This is a genomic window from Bradyrhizobium sp. 170 (genome assembly GCF_023101085.1).
Classification (GTDB): Bacteria; Pseudomonadota; Alphaproteobacteria; order Rhizobiales; family Xanthobacteraceae; genus Bradyrhizobium.
Genome location: NZ_CP064703.1, coordinates 207,962 through 223,485 on the forward strand (window position 1 = coordinate 207,962; position 15,524 = coordinate 223,485).

Annotated in this window: 15 protein-coding genes; 1 reads left to right on the forward strand and 14 read right to left on the reverse strand. The window is 63.7% G+C overall.

The window, feature by feature from the left end:
• Nucleotides 1-19 precede the first annotated feature (19 nt).
• Nucleotides 20-1,693, forward strand: a complete 1,674-nt coding sequence (locus IVB05_RS01010; protein WP_247782611.1) for an adenylate/guanylate cyclase domain-containing protein — start codon at nucleotides 20-22, stop codon at nucleotides 1,691-1,693.
• 137 nt (nucleotides 1,694-1,830) lie between these two features.
• On the opposite strand, the gene IVB05_RS01015 is transcribed toward IVB05_RS01010, so the two are convergent.
• The 14 genes from IVB05_RS01015 to IVB05_RS01080 all read right to left on the reverse strand — a co-directional run bounded on the left by IVB05_RS01015 (nucleotide 1,831) and on the right by IVB05_RS01080 (nucleotide 15,340).
• Nucleotides 1,831-2,331 (reverse strand): Hsp20/alpha crystallin family protein, encoded by a 501-nt coding sequence (locus IVB05_RS01015; RefSeq protein ID WP_247782612.1) that lies wholly within the window; start codon nucleotides 2,329-2,331, stop codon nucleotides 1,831-1,833.
• A gap of 88 nt (nucleotides 2,332-2,419) precedes the next feature.
• A complete protein-coding gene (locus IVB05_RS01020) occupies nucleotides 2,420-2,872 on the reverse strand; it encodes an Hsp20 family protein (protein WP_247782613.1) in 453 nt (150 codons plus the stop codon).
• Nucleotides 2,873-3,625: 753 nt separating this feature from the next.
• Nucleotides 3,626-4,123 (reverse strand): RNA pyrophosphohydrolase, encoded by a 498-nt coding sequence (locus IVB05_RS01025; RefSeq protein ID WP_247782614.1) that lies wholly within the window; start codon nucleotides 4,121-4,123, stop codon nucleotides 3,626-3,628.
• A gap of 153 nt (nucleotides 4,124-4,276) precedes the next feature.
• Nucleotides 4,277-4,780: an RNA pyrophosphohydrolase gene (locus tag IVB05_RS01030; RefSeq protein WP_247782615.1), complete on the reverse strand. Its 504-nt coding sequence runs from the start codon at nucleotides 4,778-4,780 to the stop codon at nucleotides 4,277-4,279.
• 196 nt (nucleotides 4,781-4,976) lie between these two features.
• Nucleotides 4,977-6,173: a divergent polysaccharide deacetylase family protein gene (locus tag IVB05_RS01035; RefSeq protein ID WP_247782616.1), complete on the reverse strand. Its 1,197-nt coding sequence runs from the start codon at nucleotides 6,171-6,173 to the stop codon at nucleotides 4,977-4,979.
• A 169-nt stretch (nucleotides 6,174-6,342) separates the two neighbouring features.
• On the reverse strand, nucleotides 6,343-7,701 hold the full coding sequence (locus tag IVB05_RS01040) for a S41 family peptidase (protein ID WP_247782617.1): 1,359 nt from the start codon (nucleotides 7,699-7,701) through the stop codon (nucleotides 6,343-6,345).
• Nucleotides 7,698-9,029, reverse strand: a complete 1,332-nt coding sequence (locus IVB05_RS01045; RefSeq protein WP_247782618.1) for a peptidoglycan DD-metalloendopeptidase family protein — start codon at nucleotides 9,027-9,029, stop codon at nucleotides 7,698-7,700. Before IVB05_RS01045 ends, IVB05_RS01040 begins: the two co-directional genes overlap by 4 nt.
• Nucleotides 9,030-9,116: 87 nt before the next feature.
• Entirely contained in the window at nucleotides 9,117-9,599 is a 483-nt protein-coding gene (gene rlmH, locus IVB05_RS01050; RefSeq protein ID WP_247782619.1) for a 23S rRNA (pseudouridine(1915)-N(3))-methyltransferase RlmH, read from the reverse strand.
• Between the two features lie 95 nt (nucleotides 9,600-9,694).
• Nucleotides 9,695-10,048, reverse strand: coding sequence for a ribosome silencing factor (rsfS, locus tag IVB05_RS01055; RefSeq protein ID WP_247518786.1), 354 nt, complete (start codon nucleotides 10,046-10,048; stop codon nucleotides 9,695-9,697).
• A 237-nt stretch (nucleotides 10,049-10,285) separates the two neighbouring features.
• A complete protein-coding gene (locus tag IVB05_RS01060; RefSeq protein ID WP_256473461.1) occupies nucleotides 10,286-10,915 on the reverse strand; it encodes a nicotinate-nucleotide adenylyltransferase in 630 nt (209 codons plus the stop codon).
• A gap of 31 nt (nucleotides 10,916-10,946) precedes the next feature.
• A complete protein-coding gene (locus tag IVB05_RS01065) occupies nucleotides 10,947-12,239 on the reverse strand; it encodes a glutamate-5-semialdehyde dehydrogenase (protein WP_247782620.1) in 1,293 nt (430 codons plus the stop codon).
• 214 nt (nucleotides 12,240-12,453) lie between these two features.
• Nucleotides 12,454-13,596 carry a glutamate 5-kinase gene (gene proB / locus IVB05_RS01070; RefSeq protein ID WP_247782621.1) on the reverse strand — a complete coding sequence of 381 codons (1,143 nt, stop codon included), beginning with the start codon at nucleotides 13,594-13,596 and terminating at the stop codon, nucleotides 12,454-12,456.
• A 92-nt stretch (nucleotides 13,597-13,688) separates the two neighbouring features.
• Nucleotides 13,689-14,741: a GTPase ObgE gene (gene obgE, locus IVB05_RS01075; RefSeq protein WP_247782622.1), complete on the reverse strand. Its 1,053-nt coding sequence runs from the start codon at nucleotides 14,739-14,741 to the stop codon at nucleotides 13,689-13,691.
• A 116-nt stretch (nucleotides 14,742-14,857) separates the two neighbouring features.
• Nucleotides 14,858-15,340, reverse strand: a complete 483-nt coding sequence (locus tag IVB05_RS01080; RefSeq protein WP_247782623.1) for a MaoC family dehydratase — start codon at nucleotides 15,338-15,340, stop codon at nucleotides 14,858-14,860.
• Nucleotides 15,341-15,524 lie beyond the last annotated feature (184 nt).

Here is a 15,524-nt window from a genome sequence, read left to right on the forward strand (position 1 = left end):
TGGTTCAGGGCTGCTTTCGATGAAACGCAAGATCGCGGCGATTTTTGCGGCCGATATCGCCGGCTACTCCAGGCTGGTTGCCGAGGACGAAGAGGAGACGCTGCGTCGCCTGGCGTCCTATCGTCAGGTGACCGACGATTTCATCGCCAAGGGCGGCGGTCGCATATTCAATACCGCAGGTGACGCCGTGCTCGCCGAATTTCCGAGCGCGGTCGAAGCCGTGCGCTGCGCGATCGATATCCAGGAGAGCCTGCGTACCCGCAACATGGCCTATCCGCCGAGCCGGCAGATGGCGTTTCGCATCGGCATCACGATCGGCGACGTGGTCGAGCGTGACGGCGACCTGCTGGGCGATGGCGTCAACATCGCGGCCAGACTGGAGGGCCTCGCCGAAGTCGGCGGCATCTGCATTTCGCGCGCCGTGCATGAGCAGGTCGCCAACAAGCTGTCGGTGCAGTTCGCCGATATCGGCGCGCAGGAGGTGAAGAACATCCCGACGCCGGTGCACGCCTACATGGTGGCGATGCGCCGTGAGGACGGCACCTACGCGACGCCGCAGGTCAAGAAGCCGGCGAAGGCGCAAGGCGCGGGGCAGCCGAACTGGATGTGGCCGGTCGCGGTCACGGTGGTAAGTCTGGCCGCAATCGGTGTCGGTGGCTTTCTCTATTTCACCAAGCTCGAGACGTCGGCGCCCAGGGTTGAGGCCTCCAGCAGCACCGCGAGCCCGGCGCCGTCAGTCGCGGCGGCGCCTCCGGCAGCGCCTGCTCCAGCGGCAACGGCAGCTTCGCCCGCTCCCGCCGCTTCACCGGCGCCTGCTGCAAAGGCCGCGGTGCCCGTGCCGTCTGCATCGCCGCCGATGGTCGTATCGTCAGAAAAATTCACCGCCGCCAACATTCCCTTCATTAGCGACAAGGTCCGTGCCTCGCTCGCTTCCGACTACGCGCCGGCGGCTGATTTCAAGGCGTTCGCGCTCAATATCGGCGGGTTCAACGCTTTCGTCACCGCCCAGCCAAGCGAGGAGGCGGCGAAGTCGGCCGCGGTGGAGCAATGCCAGAAGCGTGCCGATGCCGCGCAATCGCCGCGCAAATGCGAGCTCTATGCTGTCGGCGATACCGTCGTTTACGCGCATGGCAGGCCGCCGATGCCGCCATTGCCCTGGATCAGGCATGATGCCGCGACCGAACAGCCTTTCGTCGCCAAAAACGTCCCGCTCACCCGCGACGGCGGCAAGGCGCGGCTTGAAAACGTGTATACACCGGCGCGAAAGCACAAGGCGGTCGCGCTGGGCCCCGGCGGCGCGCTGTTCTTTCCCTTTGCCCTGGACAGTGTCGAGGAAGCGGCACGGCGTGCCCTGGAGTCATGCGGCGGGATCGCCGGCGTCCCCTGCATGATCGTAGCCCTCAACGATAATTTCGTAGTTCCGATTCCGACCACACTGAAGGTCGCCGGTTTCTTCAAGCCGGCCGGCAACACGATGATATCGGCCGACGCGCGCGACGATGTTGCGCGTCGGCTCGCGGATGCCTCGAGCGGCTGGAACGCCGTGGCGGTCGGTGCAGCCGGCCGTCCCGGGCTGGGACTGAAGGCGGCCAATGAGCAGGCCGCCGTCAATGCTGCGCTCACCGATTGCGTCAAGCGCGACAGCAATTGTCAGGTTATTGCGATTGGCCCGTTTTCGGTCGGATCTAACTAGGCCGGATGAAATAGCGGGAGTTCAGCGGCGTTCAGATCAGCTTCGCTCAGCGATCGGTCTCCGTACTCTCGTTTCCGGCGAGACGTTCGGGCGTTCATCGGAGCGGCAGCGGCGTTTTGGCGCCGCCGCCGTTGTCGTCATTGGCTGCTGATCGGGATGCGCTTGACGGCCGAACGGGCCTGTTCGGATTTCGGCAGCGTGATCGTCAAGACGCCGTCATGGAATTTGGCTTCGGCCTTGTCTTCCACAACTCCGTCGAGCGGAATCTGCCGCTCGAACGAACCGTAATAGCGCTCGGAGAAGTATCTGCCGCCATTATCGGTTCGTTCGGACTTCTTCTCGCCGCGCAGGGTCAGAACGCCGTTGGCGATCTCGACCTGAACGTCCTTTTCCGTCAACCCGGGCAACTCGGCCGAAACGGTCAGCTCTTTCTCGGTTTCGTTGACCTCGATGCTTGGCCATCCGAAGCGACCTTCCATCAGCGGGCTGCCGAAGCGGGCAGGCGTCCCAAATCCGCGGAAGACATCGTCGAACAGCCGGTTCATCTCGCGGTGCAGGGTGAAGAAAGAATCGAAGCTGTCGCGCGCCGGCGCCAGCTCCTGATTTCTCGACCATGGGATCAGATTACGAAAAGCCATAGTGTCCTCCTTTTGGAAATTCCGGTGTTGCTTTGCAAGCTCGCGAGGCCGGCGATCCGCGCGCCAAGCCTCAATTGCCGAAGTGGCGTTAGGCCGCCTTCTGCTCGATCTGGCGGGATGTGCCGGCGTTCTCGATCGGGATACGCCGTGGCTTCATCGCGTCAGGTACTTCCCGAACCAGATCGACGATCAGCAGTCCGTCCTTGAACGAGGCCTGCTTGACCTGCACATAGTCGGCAAGGTTGAACACCCGGCGGAACGGCCGGGCCGCGATGCCGTGGTACAGGTATTCGCGTTGTTCGGGGTCGGACTTCTCTCCCTCGATGATCAGCGTGTCCCGTTCTGCGATGACGCCAATGTCATCCATGCCGAAACCAGCAACCGCCAGCGAAATCCGGTAGGCGTCTTCGCCGCACCGTTCGACATTAAAGGGCGGATAATTGTCGTCGGCGGATTGCCGCAGATTGCTGTCGAGCAGATCGGCCAGATGGTCAAAGCCGATCGTGGAGCGCCACAGGGGCGAGAAGTCAAAGGTCCTCATAGCCAAGTCCTCCTAAGAGCAAGATGGATACGAAGGCGCGTCGGACACCGTCCGGCGCCCACTCAACTTGCCGGACCCGATCTGGCATCCGGCGCCGCCGTCAGCGGCAAAAATCGAATTAGAAAAATCTCGAAAAGTTTCAAGAGGCGGAGATCAGAATTTTTCAAGGGCCGGCCGTTCTTGGCCGCGGCAGGCTTAATCCGGCGTAAACGGGTGGGCTGAAGGTGCGCCACATATGGCTCGACTTGCGGCTGGCCTGCCGCTCTGGACCCGTCTGCGATCGACCGATCTGCTGTCACGTCATCGCCCTCGGCCCGTTTTCGGTTGGAGCTAACTAGACCACGACCTGCTGGCGCCTGAATTCGACTGATCAGTTGTTGGGAAGGTCTCGGAAGTCCTGAAGGCGGTGGACCTTCGGCCGACGGCCAACAGCATGAACAGGCTCCGGTAACCCTGGTAGCGGGCAGCCGGACGGGTACGTTCGCGCCCGTGCATGATCAGCGTGCCATTCTGGTGCACCCGCCATTCCCAACTCCGGCGGCGCTTGGATACAGTCACATCCATCATGGGAGGCAGGACACCGGTGCGGGTTATTTCAAGCTGAGCCCGTTAGTCTGCGGTCGATACAAAAAGGTTCGCTGACAAACCACTGACGGCATCGGGCGCATTCTGGGAACTCGGCCGGCCGAAAAATATTCAGCGGCAAAACGCCGTCAAGTACCTCGTCCGGCGACCGCGGCGAGACCATGCAATCTAGCGGGCGAATTGTGCAAAATGCCGCGCCACCATCCGATAGACGTCGCGCCGGAACGGCACGACCAGGTCGGCGACGCGGTCGAGCCGCTCCCAGCGCCAGGAATCGAATTCGGCCGGCTGGCCGTTGCGCGGCGTCAGCGGGTCGATCTCGTCGTCGCGCCCGGTGAATCGCAGTGCGAACCATTTCTGCCGCTGGCCGCGGAATTGGGCGAGGCGATGCGTGGACGGTCCGTCATAGGGCGGAAATTCATATTTTATCCAATCGGTCTCGCCGAGATATTCGGCGCTGACCGCCCCGGTCTCCTCCCAGAGTTCGCGCATGACGGCATCGCGCGGGTTCTCGTCGGCGTCGATGCCGCCCTGTGGCATCTGCCATTCCAGCCCGGGAAGAATGATTTCCGGGCCGTCGTCCCGGAAGCGCCGCCCGATCAACACTGCGCCGGAGGCGTTGAACAGCGCGATTCCCACGTTGGGGCGATAGGGTTTGTCGGTCATCTCGGTGTCATTCCGGGGCGCGCATCAGCGCGAACCTCAGATGCGCATTTGCGCATCGGGCAATCTCGAGATTCTCCGATGTGCACTTGCACATCGTGGTTCATGCTTCGCATGCTCCGGAATGACGGAGCACTACCTGGAAGATGCGTCATGCTAATCGCCCGCGAGGCTGGAGAATTCCTTGACCACGCGTTCGTAGACCGGCCGCTTGAATGGAACGATCAGGTTCGGGAGATTCTTCATCGGCTCCCAGCGCCAGTTTACGAATTCGGCCTTGTGTCCGCCGCCGGGGCTTGAGACGTTGATTTCGGCGTCCTTGCCGGTAAAGCGCACCGCGTACCATTTCTGCCGCTGCCCGCGGTAGCGGCCCTTCCAGGCGCGGCCAGCGACCGTGCGTGGAATGTCGTAGATCAGCCAATCCGGGACTTCGCCGAGCTTCTCCACCGAGCGGACGCTGGTTTCCTCGTAAAGTTCGCGCTTCGCAGCCTCCCAGGTGTCCTCGCCGGGATCGACGCCGCCCTGCGGCATCTGCCAGACGTGGGTTTGATCGACATGTTCGATGCCGCCGGCGCGGCGGCCAATGAAGACCAGCCCGGCCGCATTGATCAGCATCATGCCGACGCAGGTCCGGTAAGGCAGGTCCTCGTAGCGCGCCATGTCCCTCACGATTCCTTTGCCTGCATCAAGTCCATCCGCAATCGGTCGGTCCGGCGCAGTCCGGGAAAGTCCGGATCGCTGCCATCAGCTTGATCTCTATAGCGTTTTCGAGCGAAGTGGATGTCGCTTCGCGTGAAGAAAACGCGTCAAAACAAGAATCTAGAGCTTCGGTTCTGATTGAATCAGAACCGAAGCTCTAGCCTGATTTTGATTTCAGCATCGCCGTTGTCAATGGCACAAGCATGATGCCGCGGCTGTCGAGGGTCTTGATCCAGGCCGCAAGCCGCTCGATCGAAATCGGCAGCGCCGAGGCGACGCCCACGGCGAGCCCCCGTTCCTTGGCGAGCGTCTCCAGCTTGACCAGCGTCCGGTCGATCTCGGCCGAGGTCGGAACGGCATCGATGGTGAAATCGGCCTTGGCGAAGGGCATCGATTGGGCCGCCGTCAGCGACAGCGCGGCGCTGCGCGGCGAGGAGCCGTCATCGAGATAGCCAAGGCCACGCTTGGCCGCCTCGCGGATGATCGGCTGCATCACGGCGTCGGTAGCGGTGAAACGTGCCCCCATGAAATTGGCGATCCCCGCATAGCCCTGGAACCGGCTGAGGTGCCAGTACAGCCGGTCGATGTTCTGCTCAGGCGTCAGCGTCGTAAGCAGGGTCTGCGGGCCGGGGTCATTGTCGGGATAGTCGAACGGCTCCATCGGAACCTGAAGCAGGATCTCGTGGCGCTGCGCACGGGCCCGCTCGGCGAGCTTGGCGGGGTCTGCCCCGTAAGGGGTGAATGCCAGCGTTACGGCCGGCGGCAGCTTCATGATGGCATCGGCCGTCTTGGCGGCGCCGACACCGAGCCCGCCGACCACGATGGCGACGACAGGCATCTTGGCGGCCTTGGTGCGGTCGGCGTCGGCCGCATAGACCGTGAAGGGTTTCAGGCCGTCGGCAACCACCGGAATCATGCCGTAACGGGACTTTTCCAGCAGCCGCTGGTCGATACCGGCCATTGCCATCGCCGGCGCAAGCTCGGCGCGGGTCTTGTCGGCGGCATCGCTGCTGATCACGACATCCTGGCGCTTGCCGCTGGAGCCGTCGATGATGGTGACGGTCTTGCTGTCGCCGCCTGGAGCCTGCTGTGATTTCGCAGCCTGTTCGGGGTGGCCGGAGGCGGCTCCGGGCAGCTTTTCGTCGGCCGCCGGCTTGCGCAGCGCGATACGGGCGACCGGCTCGCCGCCGAACGGGTTGTCGGTGAAAAGCGCGACCGTGAGGAACGCGACCAGGAACAGGCCAAGCAGCACAGCCAGCGCCTGCATCGCAGTGAAGGGCAGCCGGAACCGGCGCTTCTGGCGCTCCGTCTTCTGTCCGAGCGGCGTGCTCAGATCGTCGGTCATTTCCGTCATGGACCTCCCCGAATCACCGGAGGCGACGATACCACGGCGGGGCAGGGCCACGGCAGTTCCGGCTAAGTCCTGGTCCTGGCTGGAATCGCAGGTGACGCCCATTTCCGCCGCCCAGCAAAAAGGGCGACCCGAAGGCCGCCCTTTTTCGAATGCAGGCCGGTGGAGCCGATCAGTTCGCGGCCTTGGCCGGCTTTTCGACCGCCGCCTTGTCACCGGTTGCCGGTGCTGCGGTCGCGGTCGACTTGATGCCATGCAGCAGGTCGGCCGCCGTCTTCAGCGCCTTGTCGTCCTTGGCGTCCGGCGGCACGTAGGATTGCGAGCCGGTCTTCTCATCGCCGTCGTTCTTCAGATGGCCGCGCAGCGATGCCTCGCCCTTGGTGTCGGTGCGCGACTTCAGCTCATCCGGCACGTCCTGCAGCACCTCGATGTCGGGCACGATGCCCTTGGCCTGAATCGATTTGCCTGCCGGCGTGTAGTAGCGCGCGGTGGTGAGGCGCAGCGCGCCGTTGCCGCTGCCGAGCGGGATGATGGTCTGCACCGAGCCCTTGCCGAACGAACGGGTGCCAATCAGCGTGGCCCGCTTGTGGTCCTGCAACGCGCCGGCGACGATTTCCGAGGCCGAGGCCGAGCCGCCATTGACCAGCACGATGATCGGCTTGCCCTTGGTCAGATCGCCCGTATGCGCAGCGCGGCGCTGGGTTTCCTCGGCATTGCGGCCGCGGGTCGAGACGATCTCGCCGCGCTCCAGGAAGGCGTCGGAAACGGTGACCGCTTCTTCCAGCAAGCCGCCGGGATTGTTCCGGAGGTCGATAATGTAGCCCTTCAGCTTGTCGCCGATCTGGTTCGAGAGGTTGCCGATCTCGCGCTTGAGGCCTTCGGTGGTCTGCTCGTTGAAGGTGGTGACGCGGATATAGGCGATGTCGTCCTGTTCGACGCGGGCGCGGACCGAGCGGACGCGGATGTTGTCGCGCACCAGCGTGACTTCGATCGGATTTTCCTGGCCCTTGCGGATGATCTTGAGACGGATCTTGGTGTTGACCGGCCCGCGCATCTTCTCGACCGCCTGATTGAGGGTGAGACCCTGCACGGCTTCGTCGTCGAGATTGGTGATGATGTCGTTGGCCATGATGCCGGCCTTCGACGCCGGCGTGTCGTCGATCGGCGAGACCACCTTGATCAGGCCGTCTTCCATCGTGACCTCGATGCCGAGCCCGCCGAATTCACCGCGGGTCTGCACCTGCATGTCGCGAAAACTCTTCGCGTCCATGTAGCTCGAATGCGGATCGAGGCCGGCCAGCATGCCCGAGATCGCCGATTCGACCAGCTTGCTGTCGTCAGGCTTCTCGACATAGTCGCTGCGCACGCGCTCGAACACGTCGCCGAACAGATTGAGCTGGCGGTAGGTGTCCGAGGTTGCAGCACGCGCACTCGAACCCATCATCAGCACAGAGCGAGGCTGCGTGACGAAGAGCGTCAAAGCCGCACCGGTGGCGGCGCTGAGAAGAATTACAGAAGTCTTGCGCATCATCCGCGAACCTTTTCGCCTTCGTTAGCGGCCCACCATGGGCCTGAATCGATTGGAGTGCCGTCCTTACGGAACTCGACATACAACACCGGCTGGCTCGCGGTCGTCGCGAGAATGGATGCAACCTGGGACGTCGATCCCATGGTCGCGACCGGCTCTCCCGTAAGTACAAACTGGCCGATGTTTACCGAAATGCGCTCCATCCCGGCGATCAGGACATGATACCCGCCCCCGGCATTAAGGATCAAGAGTTGTCCGTAGCTGCGGAAGGGTCCGGCGTAAACAACCCAGCCGTCACACGGTGTTGTGACCTGAGCCCCGGCCTTGGATGCCAAGGAAATGCCTTTTTCTACGCCACCCGCACCGTCGGAACCGCCAAATTCCCGAATCTTGCGGCCATTGACCGGAAAAGCGAACAGGCCCCTGGCGGAGGCAAAGGCGATCGCCGGGCTTAATCGGGCAGGGTCCTTCAGCGCCCCCAGGTTGGGCTTACCGTTGGGGGCAGCCGGAGCGCCCTTGAGGCTGGCGGTTGCGGCCGCCTTGGCCGCGCTCTTCAGGTCCTGCTCCATTTTCGTGATCAGACCCTGCAGGCCCTCGACCTGCCTGGACAGGTTGATGGCGCGCGCGCCTTCGGCCTCGACGTCCTTTTCGATCGCGCTCTGCTTGCGCTGCCGCTCTTCCACCAGCGCAGCCAGCCTGACAGAATCGTCCTTCAGCCTGTCGCGGTCCCGCGCCAGCACGTCGCGTTTGGTGGCGATGTCCCTCCGCAAATTCACCAGCTCGCCGAGATCGGCGGCAAGTTTCTCCGCGCGGCCGCGCAGTTCAGGGACGACCGATCCGAGCAGCATGGCGGTGCGCAACGATTGCAGCGCGTCTTCGGGCCGGACCAAAAGCGCCGGCGGCGTGCGCCGGCCGGCGCGTTGCAGCGCCGCCAGCACCTCGACGATTTCGGCGCGGCGTGAATCGAGCGAAGCCCTGACCTGCTGCTCGCGGCTGTCGAGCGGGCGCAAACTGGCCTCCGTCGCGCCGATGCTGGTCTCGACGCTGCGCACCTGGGTGGCGATGTCGATCAGTTGCTGGTTGAGCTTGGAGCGATCCTGACCGATCGCCGCGATATCGGCCTTCAGTTTTTGTTGCAGTTCGGCCGCCTTGCGCTGCTGCTCGCGCGTGGCCTCAAGCTCCTCTTCGCGCTGCTTGATGGCATCGGGGGAAACGGCCGTCGCTTGCTGTGCGGGGGCTGCGGACTGCGCTACCGCCGGCGAAAGCGCTGCCGCGGCGAAGCTCGCGGAAAGCAGGTGCAGGGAAAGCAAGACAGCCGGCGTCAGCGGCATTCTGCGGCCGGCGGTGTCGAATGAGTGAATGTCCTGCGTTGAATGCATCCGGTCTATTCAGTGTTGTCTGTATTCACGTCACCGTGCCTAGGCGCGATGGTAGGGGTGGCCGGCCAGGATGGTCGCAGCCCGGTAAATCTGTTCAAGAAGCATGACGCGGACCATTTGATGCGGCCAGGTCGCCGAGCCGAACGCAATGCGTAATTTAGCCTTGCGCTGCAAATCGGGCGAAAGTCCGTCCGCGCCTCCGATCGCGAAAATTGTGTTGGCGATCCCTTGATCCCGCCAATCGCCGAGCTGCCGCGCGAAGGTCGCGCTATCGATGCTCTTGCCGTGCTCGTCCAGCGCCACCAGCACGGATTTCTCCGGTATCGCCGCCGCAATCGCCGCGGCTTCCTCCGATATCCGGGTCGCGGTGTCGCGCGCGCGGCTTTCCGGAATTTCATGGATCGCGAGGCCGCGAAAGCCGAGCTTGCGGCCGATGTCCTCGAAGCGCTCACGATAGCGTTCGGCCAGCTCCTGCTCCGGGCCCTGCTTCAGCCGGCCGATTGAGACCACGACAAGGCGCATGATGCTGTTTCCGGCGTGCACTTTCCGGCACGCGCGCTTTACGCGCGCGTTAGGCAGACTACATGCGCTTCAGCCGATTCGCATCGGCCGAGCGTTCAGATCGCCGCCGCCGCCGGGTTTTGCGCCCACAACCTTTCGAGATTGTAGAATTCGCGCACCTCGGGTCTGAACACGTGCACGACCACATCGCCGGAATCGATCAGCACCCAGTCGCAATTGGGCAAGCCCTCGACATGGATGTTCTTGATGCCGCTTTCCTTCAGGGTTTTCGTGACGTTTTCCGCAATCGCGCCGACATGCCGGTTGGCCCGGCCCGTGGTGACGATCATGTAATCGGAAAAGGCGGATTTGCCGCGAAGGTCGATGGTGACCGTTTCTTCCGCCTTCATATCGTCGAGGCGGGAGAGGATCATATTCAGCGTCTTGTCGGCGTCGGGTTGCGCCTTCAAGGCCGCAGCTTTTGTCGATGTTTTACGCGGGGTCTTGGCAGACTTGCCAGGAGTCTTGCTCGTCTTGCTACCAGTCGCCTTGGGTAAAACAGACTTGGACAATACAGATGTGGCCAGGGACCATTCCTTTCACTGTATCGCGAACGCCGAATCCTGGCGTCGCGGACCATATTAGGCATGTGGGGTTAATGGTTTCAATATTCCAGTATCCCCACCCACCGGTTCAGAGACGAAGTGTCACTTCTTTGCCTTCCAGCTCCCGTCCGGGTTCCGCAAGCCGGTGGACGACATGTCCAGTTTCAGTCCGGTCAGGAAAGCCCAGGCGGGAGCGTGCTGATCTGCTAGCCGGGTCGCCTGATTCTCGGGCAGCCGATAGCGTGCCAAGGCCTGCGCGGCCGGTGCGGCAAGGGCCCGAAAACTCTGCGGCGGACGATCGATCACCGCAATCGGCACCTCTGCGGCGATGCGCCGCCAGTTTTGCCAACGATGAAATTGCGCGAGATTGTCAGCGCCCATGATCCAGACGAAGTGCACGCCAGAAATGCGGCGGCGCAAATGGATGATCGTGTCGACAGTGTATCTGGTGCCGATGACAGCTTCGAGACAACTGACGTCGATGCGCGGATCGTCGGCCACATCAAGCGCGGCATCGACGCGTTCGGCAAGGCCATGCAGCCGGCCGTTGTCCTTGAGCGGATTGCCCGGCGTCAGCAGCCACCAGACGCGATCGAGCTTCAGGCGCTTGAGCGCAAACAGGCTGATGGCGCGATGCGCCGCGTGCGGCGGATTGAACGAACCGCCGAGCAGGCCTATGCGCATGCCGTTAGTATGGAAGGGGATGGCTTGCGCGGCCGATTGCGATTGCATCAGCCGGGTCACCGCGTGCATGGGGCGATGTTCACGGCCGCGTCTGCCCGGTGCCGTGAACGCGATATTTGAAGCTCGTCAGTTGCTCGGCGCCGACCGGGCCGCGGGCGTGGAATTTGCCGGTGGCAATCCCGATCTCCGCGCCAAAGCCGAACTCGCCGCCGTCGGCAAACTGCGTCGAGGCGTTGTGCAGCACGATCGCGGAATCGACCTCGCTGAGGAATTTCGCGGCGGCCTTGGTATCCTCGGCCACGATCGCGTCGGTGTGGCGCGAGCCGTGGTTCTGGATATGCGCGATCGCCCCGTCGACGCCGTCGACGACGCGCGCGGCGATGATGGCGTCGAGATACTCGGTGTCCCAGTCATCGTCGGTTGCCGGCTTCACCCGCGCATCGATCTTCTGCACGGCGTCGTCGCCGCGCACCTCGCAGCCGGATTCGATCAGCATCTCGACCAGCGGCTTCAGCGCGGTCGAAGCAGCCGCGCGATCGACCAGCAGGGTTTCGGCCGCACCGCAGACGCCGGTCCGGCGCATCTTGGCGTTCAGCACGATCGACTTGGCCATCTCGAGATTGGCAGTGCGATCGACATAGACGTGGTTGATACCTTCGAGATGCGCAAACACCGGCACGCGCGCTTCCGCCTCGACGCGCGCCACCAGGCTCTTGCCGCCACGCGGCACGATGACGTCGATGCCGCCGTTCAGGCCGGAGAGCATCAGGCCAACCGCCGCACGGTCGCGCGTCGGCACCAGCGTGATCGCGGCTTCCGGCAGGCCCGCCTCGCGCAGGCCCTGCGCCAGACAGTCATGGATCGCGCGACAGGAACGGAAACTGTCGGAGCCGCCGCGCAGGATCACGGCGTTGCCGGCCTTCAGGCACAGCACACCGGCGTCAGCCGCGACATTGGGACGGCTCTCGAAGATCACGCCGATCACGCCGAGCGGCACGCGCACGCGCTCGATGGTCATGCCGTTCGGCCGCTGCCAGCTTTCGGTAACGGTGCCGACCGGATCGGGGATGCCGCGCACCGTGGCTACGCCGTCGGCCATGGAAGCGATCCGGGCTGGCGTCAGCGTCAGGCGATCGATGAAGGCCGAGGTCGCGCCGCCGGCGCGTACTTCCGCGACGTCTTCGGCATTGGCCGCGAGGATCTTTGCCGCGTTGGCGCGGATTGCCCGCTCGATCGCCTCCAGCGCGCGATCCTTCTGCTCCGGCGGCGCCAACGCCAGCACCCGCGCGGCGGCGCGCGCCTGGGTGGCGAGGTCGGTCATCAAAGCGGGCAGATCGGCGTTGCCGTCGATTGCCTTGAGAGGCGCGGTCATGGGGAAGCTCGTGTCTTGATTAAGGCCATGTCCTAGCACGGAAATCCTGCTTTTGCGAGGTCCGGAACCGGCATGGCTGGCTGGCGATATCGAAACAGGCAGCTCGGCCAATGGCCTAGACCTTCGATTCTGAACAGGTCAGAACCGAAGGTCTAGATCTTGGTTTGACGCGTTCCCTTCACGCGAACCGGTGCCCACTTCGCTCGAGAACGCTCTATTTGGCCGGAATGGTCCCGGCCGGCCCCACCACCAGATCATCCCGGTGGATCATCTCCGCCCGGCCGCTAATGCCCAAAATGGCCATCACGTCCGGCGAGGACCGGCCTTTGATCTTCTCCGCATCCTCGGCGTCGTAGGCCACCAAGCCGCGCCCGATCTCATGGGTGTCGGGGCCGCGCACCACGACCGCATCGCCGCGGGCGAACTGGCCCTCGATCCGGATCACGCCGGCCGGCAGCAGGCTTTTGCCTGCGCGCAATGCGGCGACCGCGCCGGCATCGATGGTCAGCGTGCCTTTCGGCTCCAGCGAGCCCGCGATCCAGCGTTTTCGCGCGGTGACGGGATTGGCGGGTGTCAGGAACCAGGTGCAGCGCCCGCCGTCAGCGATCGCCTGCAGCGGATGCTCGATCTTGCCCGACGCGATCAGCATATGCGTGCCCGACGTCGTCGCGATCTTCGCCGCTTCGATCTTGGTGAACATGCCCCCGCGCGACAGTTCGGATTCGGCCGCGCCCGCCATGCCTTCGATCTCCGAGGTGACGGACTCGACGATCGGAATCAGTTTGGCGTTGGGATTGGCGCCGGGCGGCGCGTCATAGAGGCCATCGATATCGGACAACAGGATCAGGAGATCCGCGCTGGCCATGGTGGCGACGCGCGCGGCGAGGCGATCGTTGTCGCCATAGCGGATTTCGTTGGTGGCCACCGTGTCGTTCTCGTTGATCACGGGCACCGCGCGCCATTCCAGCAATTTGGCGATGGTCGAGCGGGCGTTGAGATAGCGCCGACGCTCCTCGGTGTCCTGCAGCGTCACCAAAATCTGTCCGGCGCCGATGCCGTGAGCCCCGAGCACTTCCGACCAGATCCGCGCCAGCGCGATCTGCCCCACCGCGGCGGCACCCTGGCTCTCCTCGAGCTTCAAGGGACCGCGCGGCAATTTCAGGCGGCTGCGCCCCAGCGCAATCGAGCCGGACGAGACCACCAGGACGTCACGGCCTTCGCCGTGCAGCTTGGCGATATCGGCTGCCAGCGCCGACAGCCACGCCGAGCGGACCTCGCCCGCATGGGAGTCGATCAGGAGCGAGGAGCCGACCTTGACGACGATGCGGCGAAAGTTTTTGAGCGCGGGGCGTTTCATGATGCGGTCGAAATGATGCGGGTGGTCGGGAAGCAATACGCGCCAGCTCTCCGATTTGGAAGTGGCGCGGCCAACGGAGGCTCAAGCTTGCATCAGCCCTGCGGCGGCGTCGCCGGCGTCCACGGGTCCTGGCCGCCCTTGGCCTTGAGCGAAACCGGGGCCTCGCCGATCACTTCGACCAGCGCCTTGAGCGCTTCGGGCACGCCTTCGCCGGTCGCGGCTGAAAGCAAAAGCGGGGTCTTCTTCGCGGCGCGTTTCAGGCGATCGCGCTGCTTCTTCAATTCGTCAGGCTCAACCGCGTCGATCTTGTTCAGCGCCACGATCTCGATCTTCTCGGCGAGATGCCCTTCATAGGCCTCGAGTTCGGTCCGAACCGTCTTGTAGGCGTTGCCGGCATGCTCGCAGGTGGCGTCGATCAGATGCAGCAGCACGCGGCAGCGTTCGACATGGCCGAGAAACCTGTCGCCCAGCCCCGCGCCTTCATGCGCGCCCTCGATCAGTCCGGGAATGTCGGCGAGCACGAATTCGCGGCCCTGCGCGCTCACGACGCCGAGCTGCGGATGCAACGTCGTGAACGGATAGTCGGCGATCTTCGGTTTCGCCGCACTGACGACGGAGAGGAAGGTCGACTTGCCGGCATTGGGCAGGCCGACGAGGCCGGCGTCCGCAATCAGTTTCAGCCGCAGCCAGATCCAGCGCTCATCACCCGGCTGGCCGGGGTTGGCGTTGCGCGGCGTGCGGTTGGTGGAGGATTTGAAATGCGCGTTGCCGAAGCCGCCATTGCCGCCTTCGGCCAGCACGAATTTTTCGCCGAGTTCGGTGAAGTCGTGGATCAGCGTTTCGCGATCCTCATCGAAAATCTGGGTGCCCACCGGCACCTTCAGCACGATCGATTTGCCGTTGGCGCCATGGCGGTCCTTGCCCATGCCATTGGTGCCCTTCGGCGCCTTGAAGTGCTGCTGGTAGCGATAGTCGATCAGCGTGTTCAGCCCGTCGACGACCTCGACGATGACGTCGCCGCCACGGCCGCCATTGCCGCCGGAGGGCCCGCCGAACTCGATGAATTTTTCGCGGCGGAACGCCACGCAGCCGTTGCCGCCGTCGCCGGAGCGGATATAGACCTTTGCCTCGTCAAGGAATTTCATGATTTGTACTAGTTAGGGCAGGGGGCCCCGTGCGGCAACCCTCAAGCGGCCCAACATTGACGAAAAGCCTTAATTTTCGGGCCTTTTTGCCGTCTCGAACCGGAAGCCAAGGCTTCTTATGAGGTCGGCCGCCGGCGGATGAGAAATTTCTGCATCCCCTCCAGCACCAGTTCTTTTCGCTGGTTGAACACGGTCGAGCGCAGCGTCACCACGCCGGTGCTGCGGCCGGGGACGAGTTCGGTCACTTCGAGCGCGGGATAGATGGTGTCGCCGGCATAGACGGGCTTCAAGAACTTGCTCGATTGTTCGAGGAATCCAATCAGCGATTCCTCAACGATATAGGGAAACAGGCCGGCGCCGGGCGCGGTGTGGACCAGGGTCTGGAACCCATGCGCGAGCAGGTCCGGCATGCCGCGGGCGCGACAATATTCGACGTCGTAATGGATCGGATGGGTGTCGCCGCTTGCGGTCTGGAACGCGGCGAACACCGCCGAGGTCTGCGTCCGGCTCGGGATCACGAAGCGTTCGCCGAGCACGAAATCCTCGAACCAGCGTTGTTCGCTCACCATGCGATGCGCGGAGGGATCGAAGTCGGTCATGCCTGATTTCCCTGCGATGTCTTGCCATTAGTTCACGACGTACCGGTATCTCACCGATATGGCTGCGACAATTGGTTCAATTCGTCGTGCCCGGGCGGTAGCGCGAAGCGCGTCTTCGCGCTAGATGTCCCGGACAGCCACGTCTTTAAAACAGCCGCGCAAGAACAATAGGCGGTCGCCAATC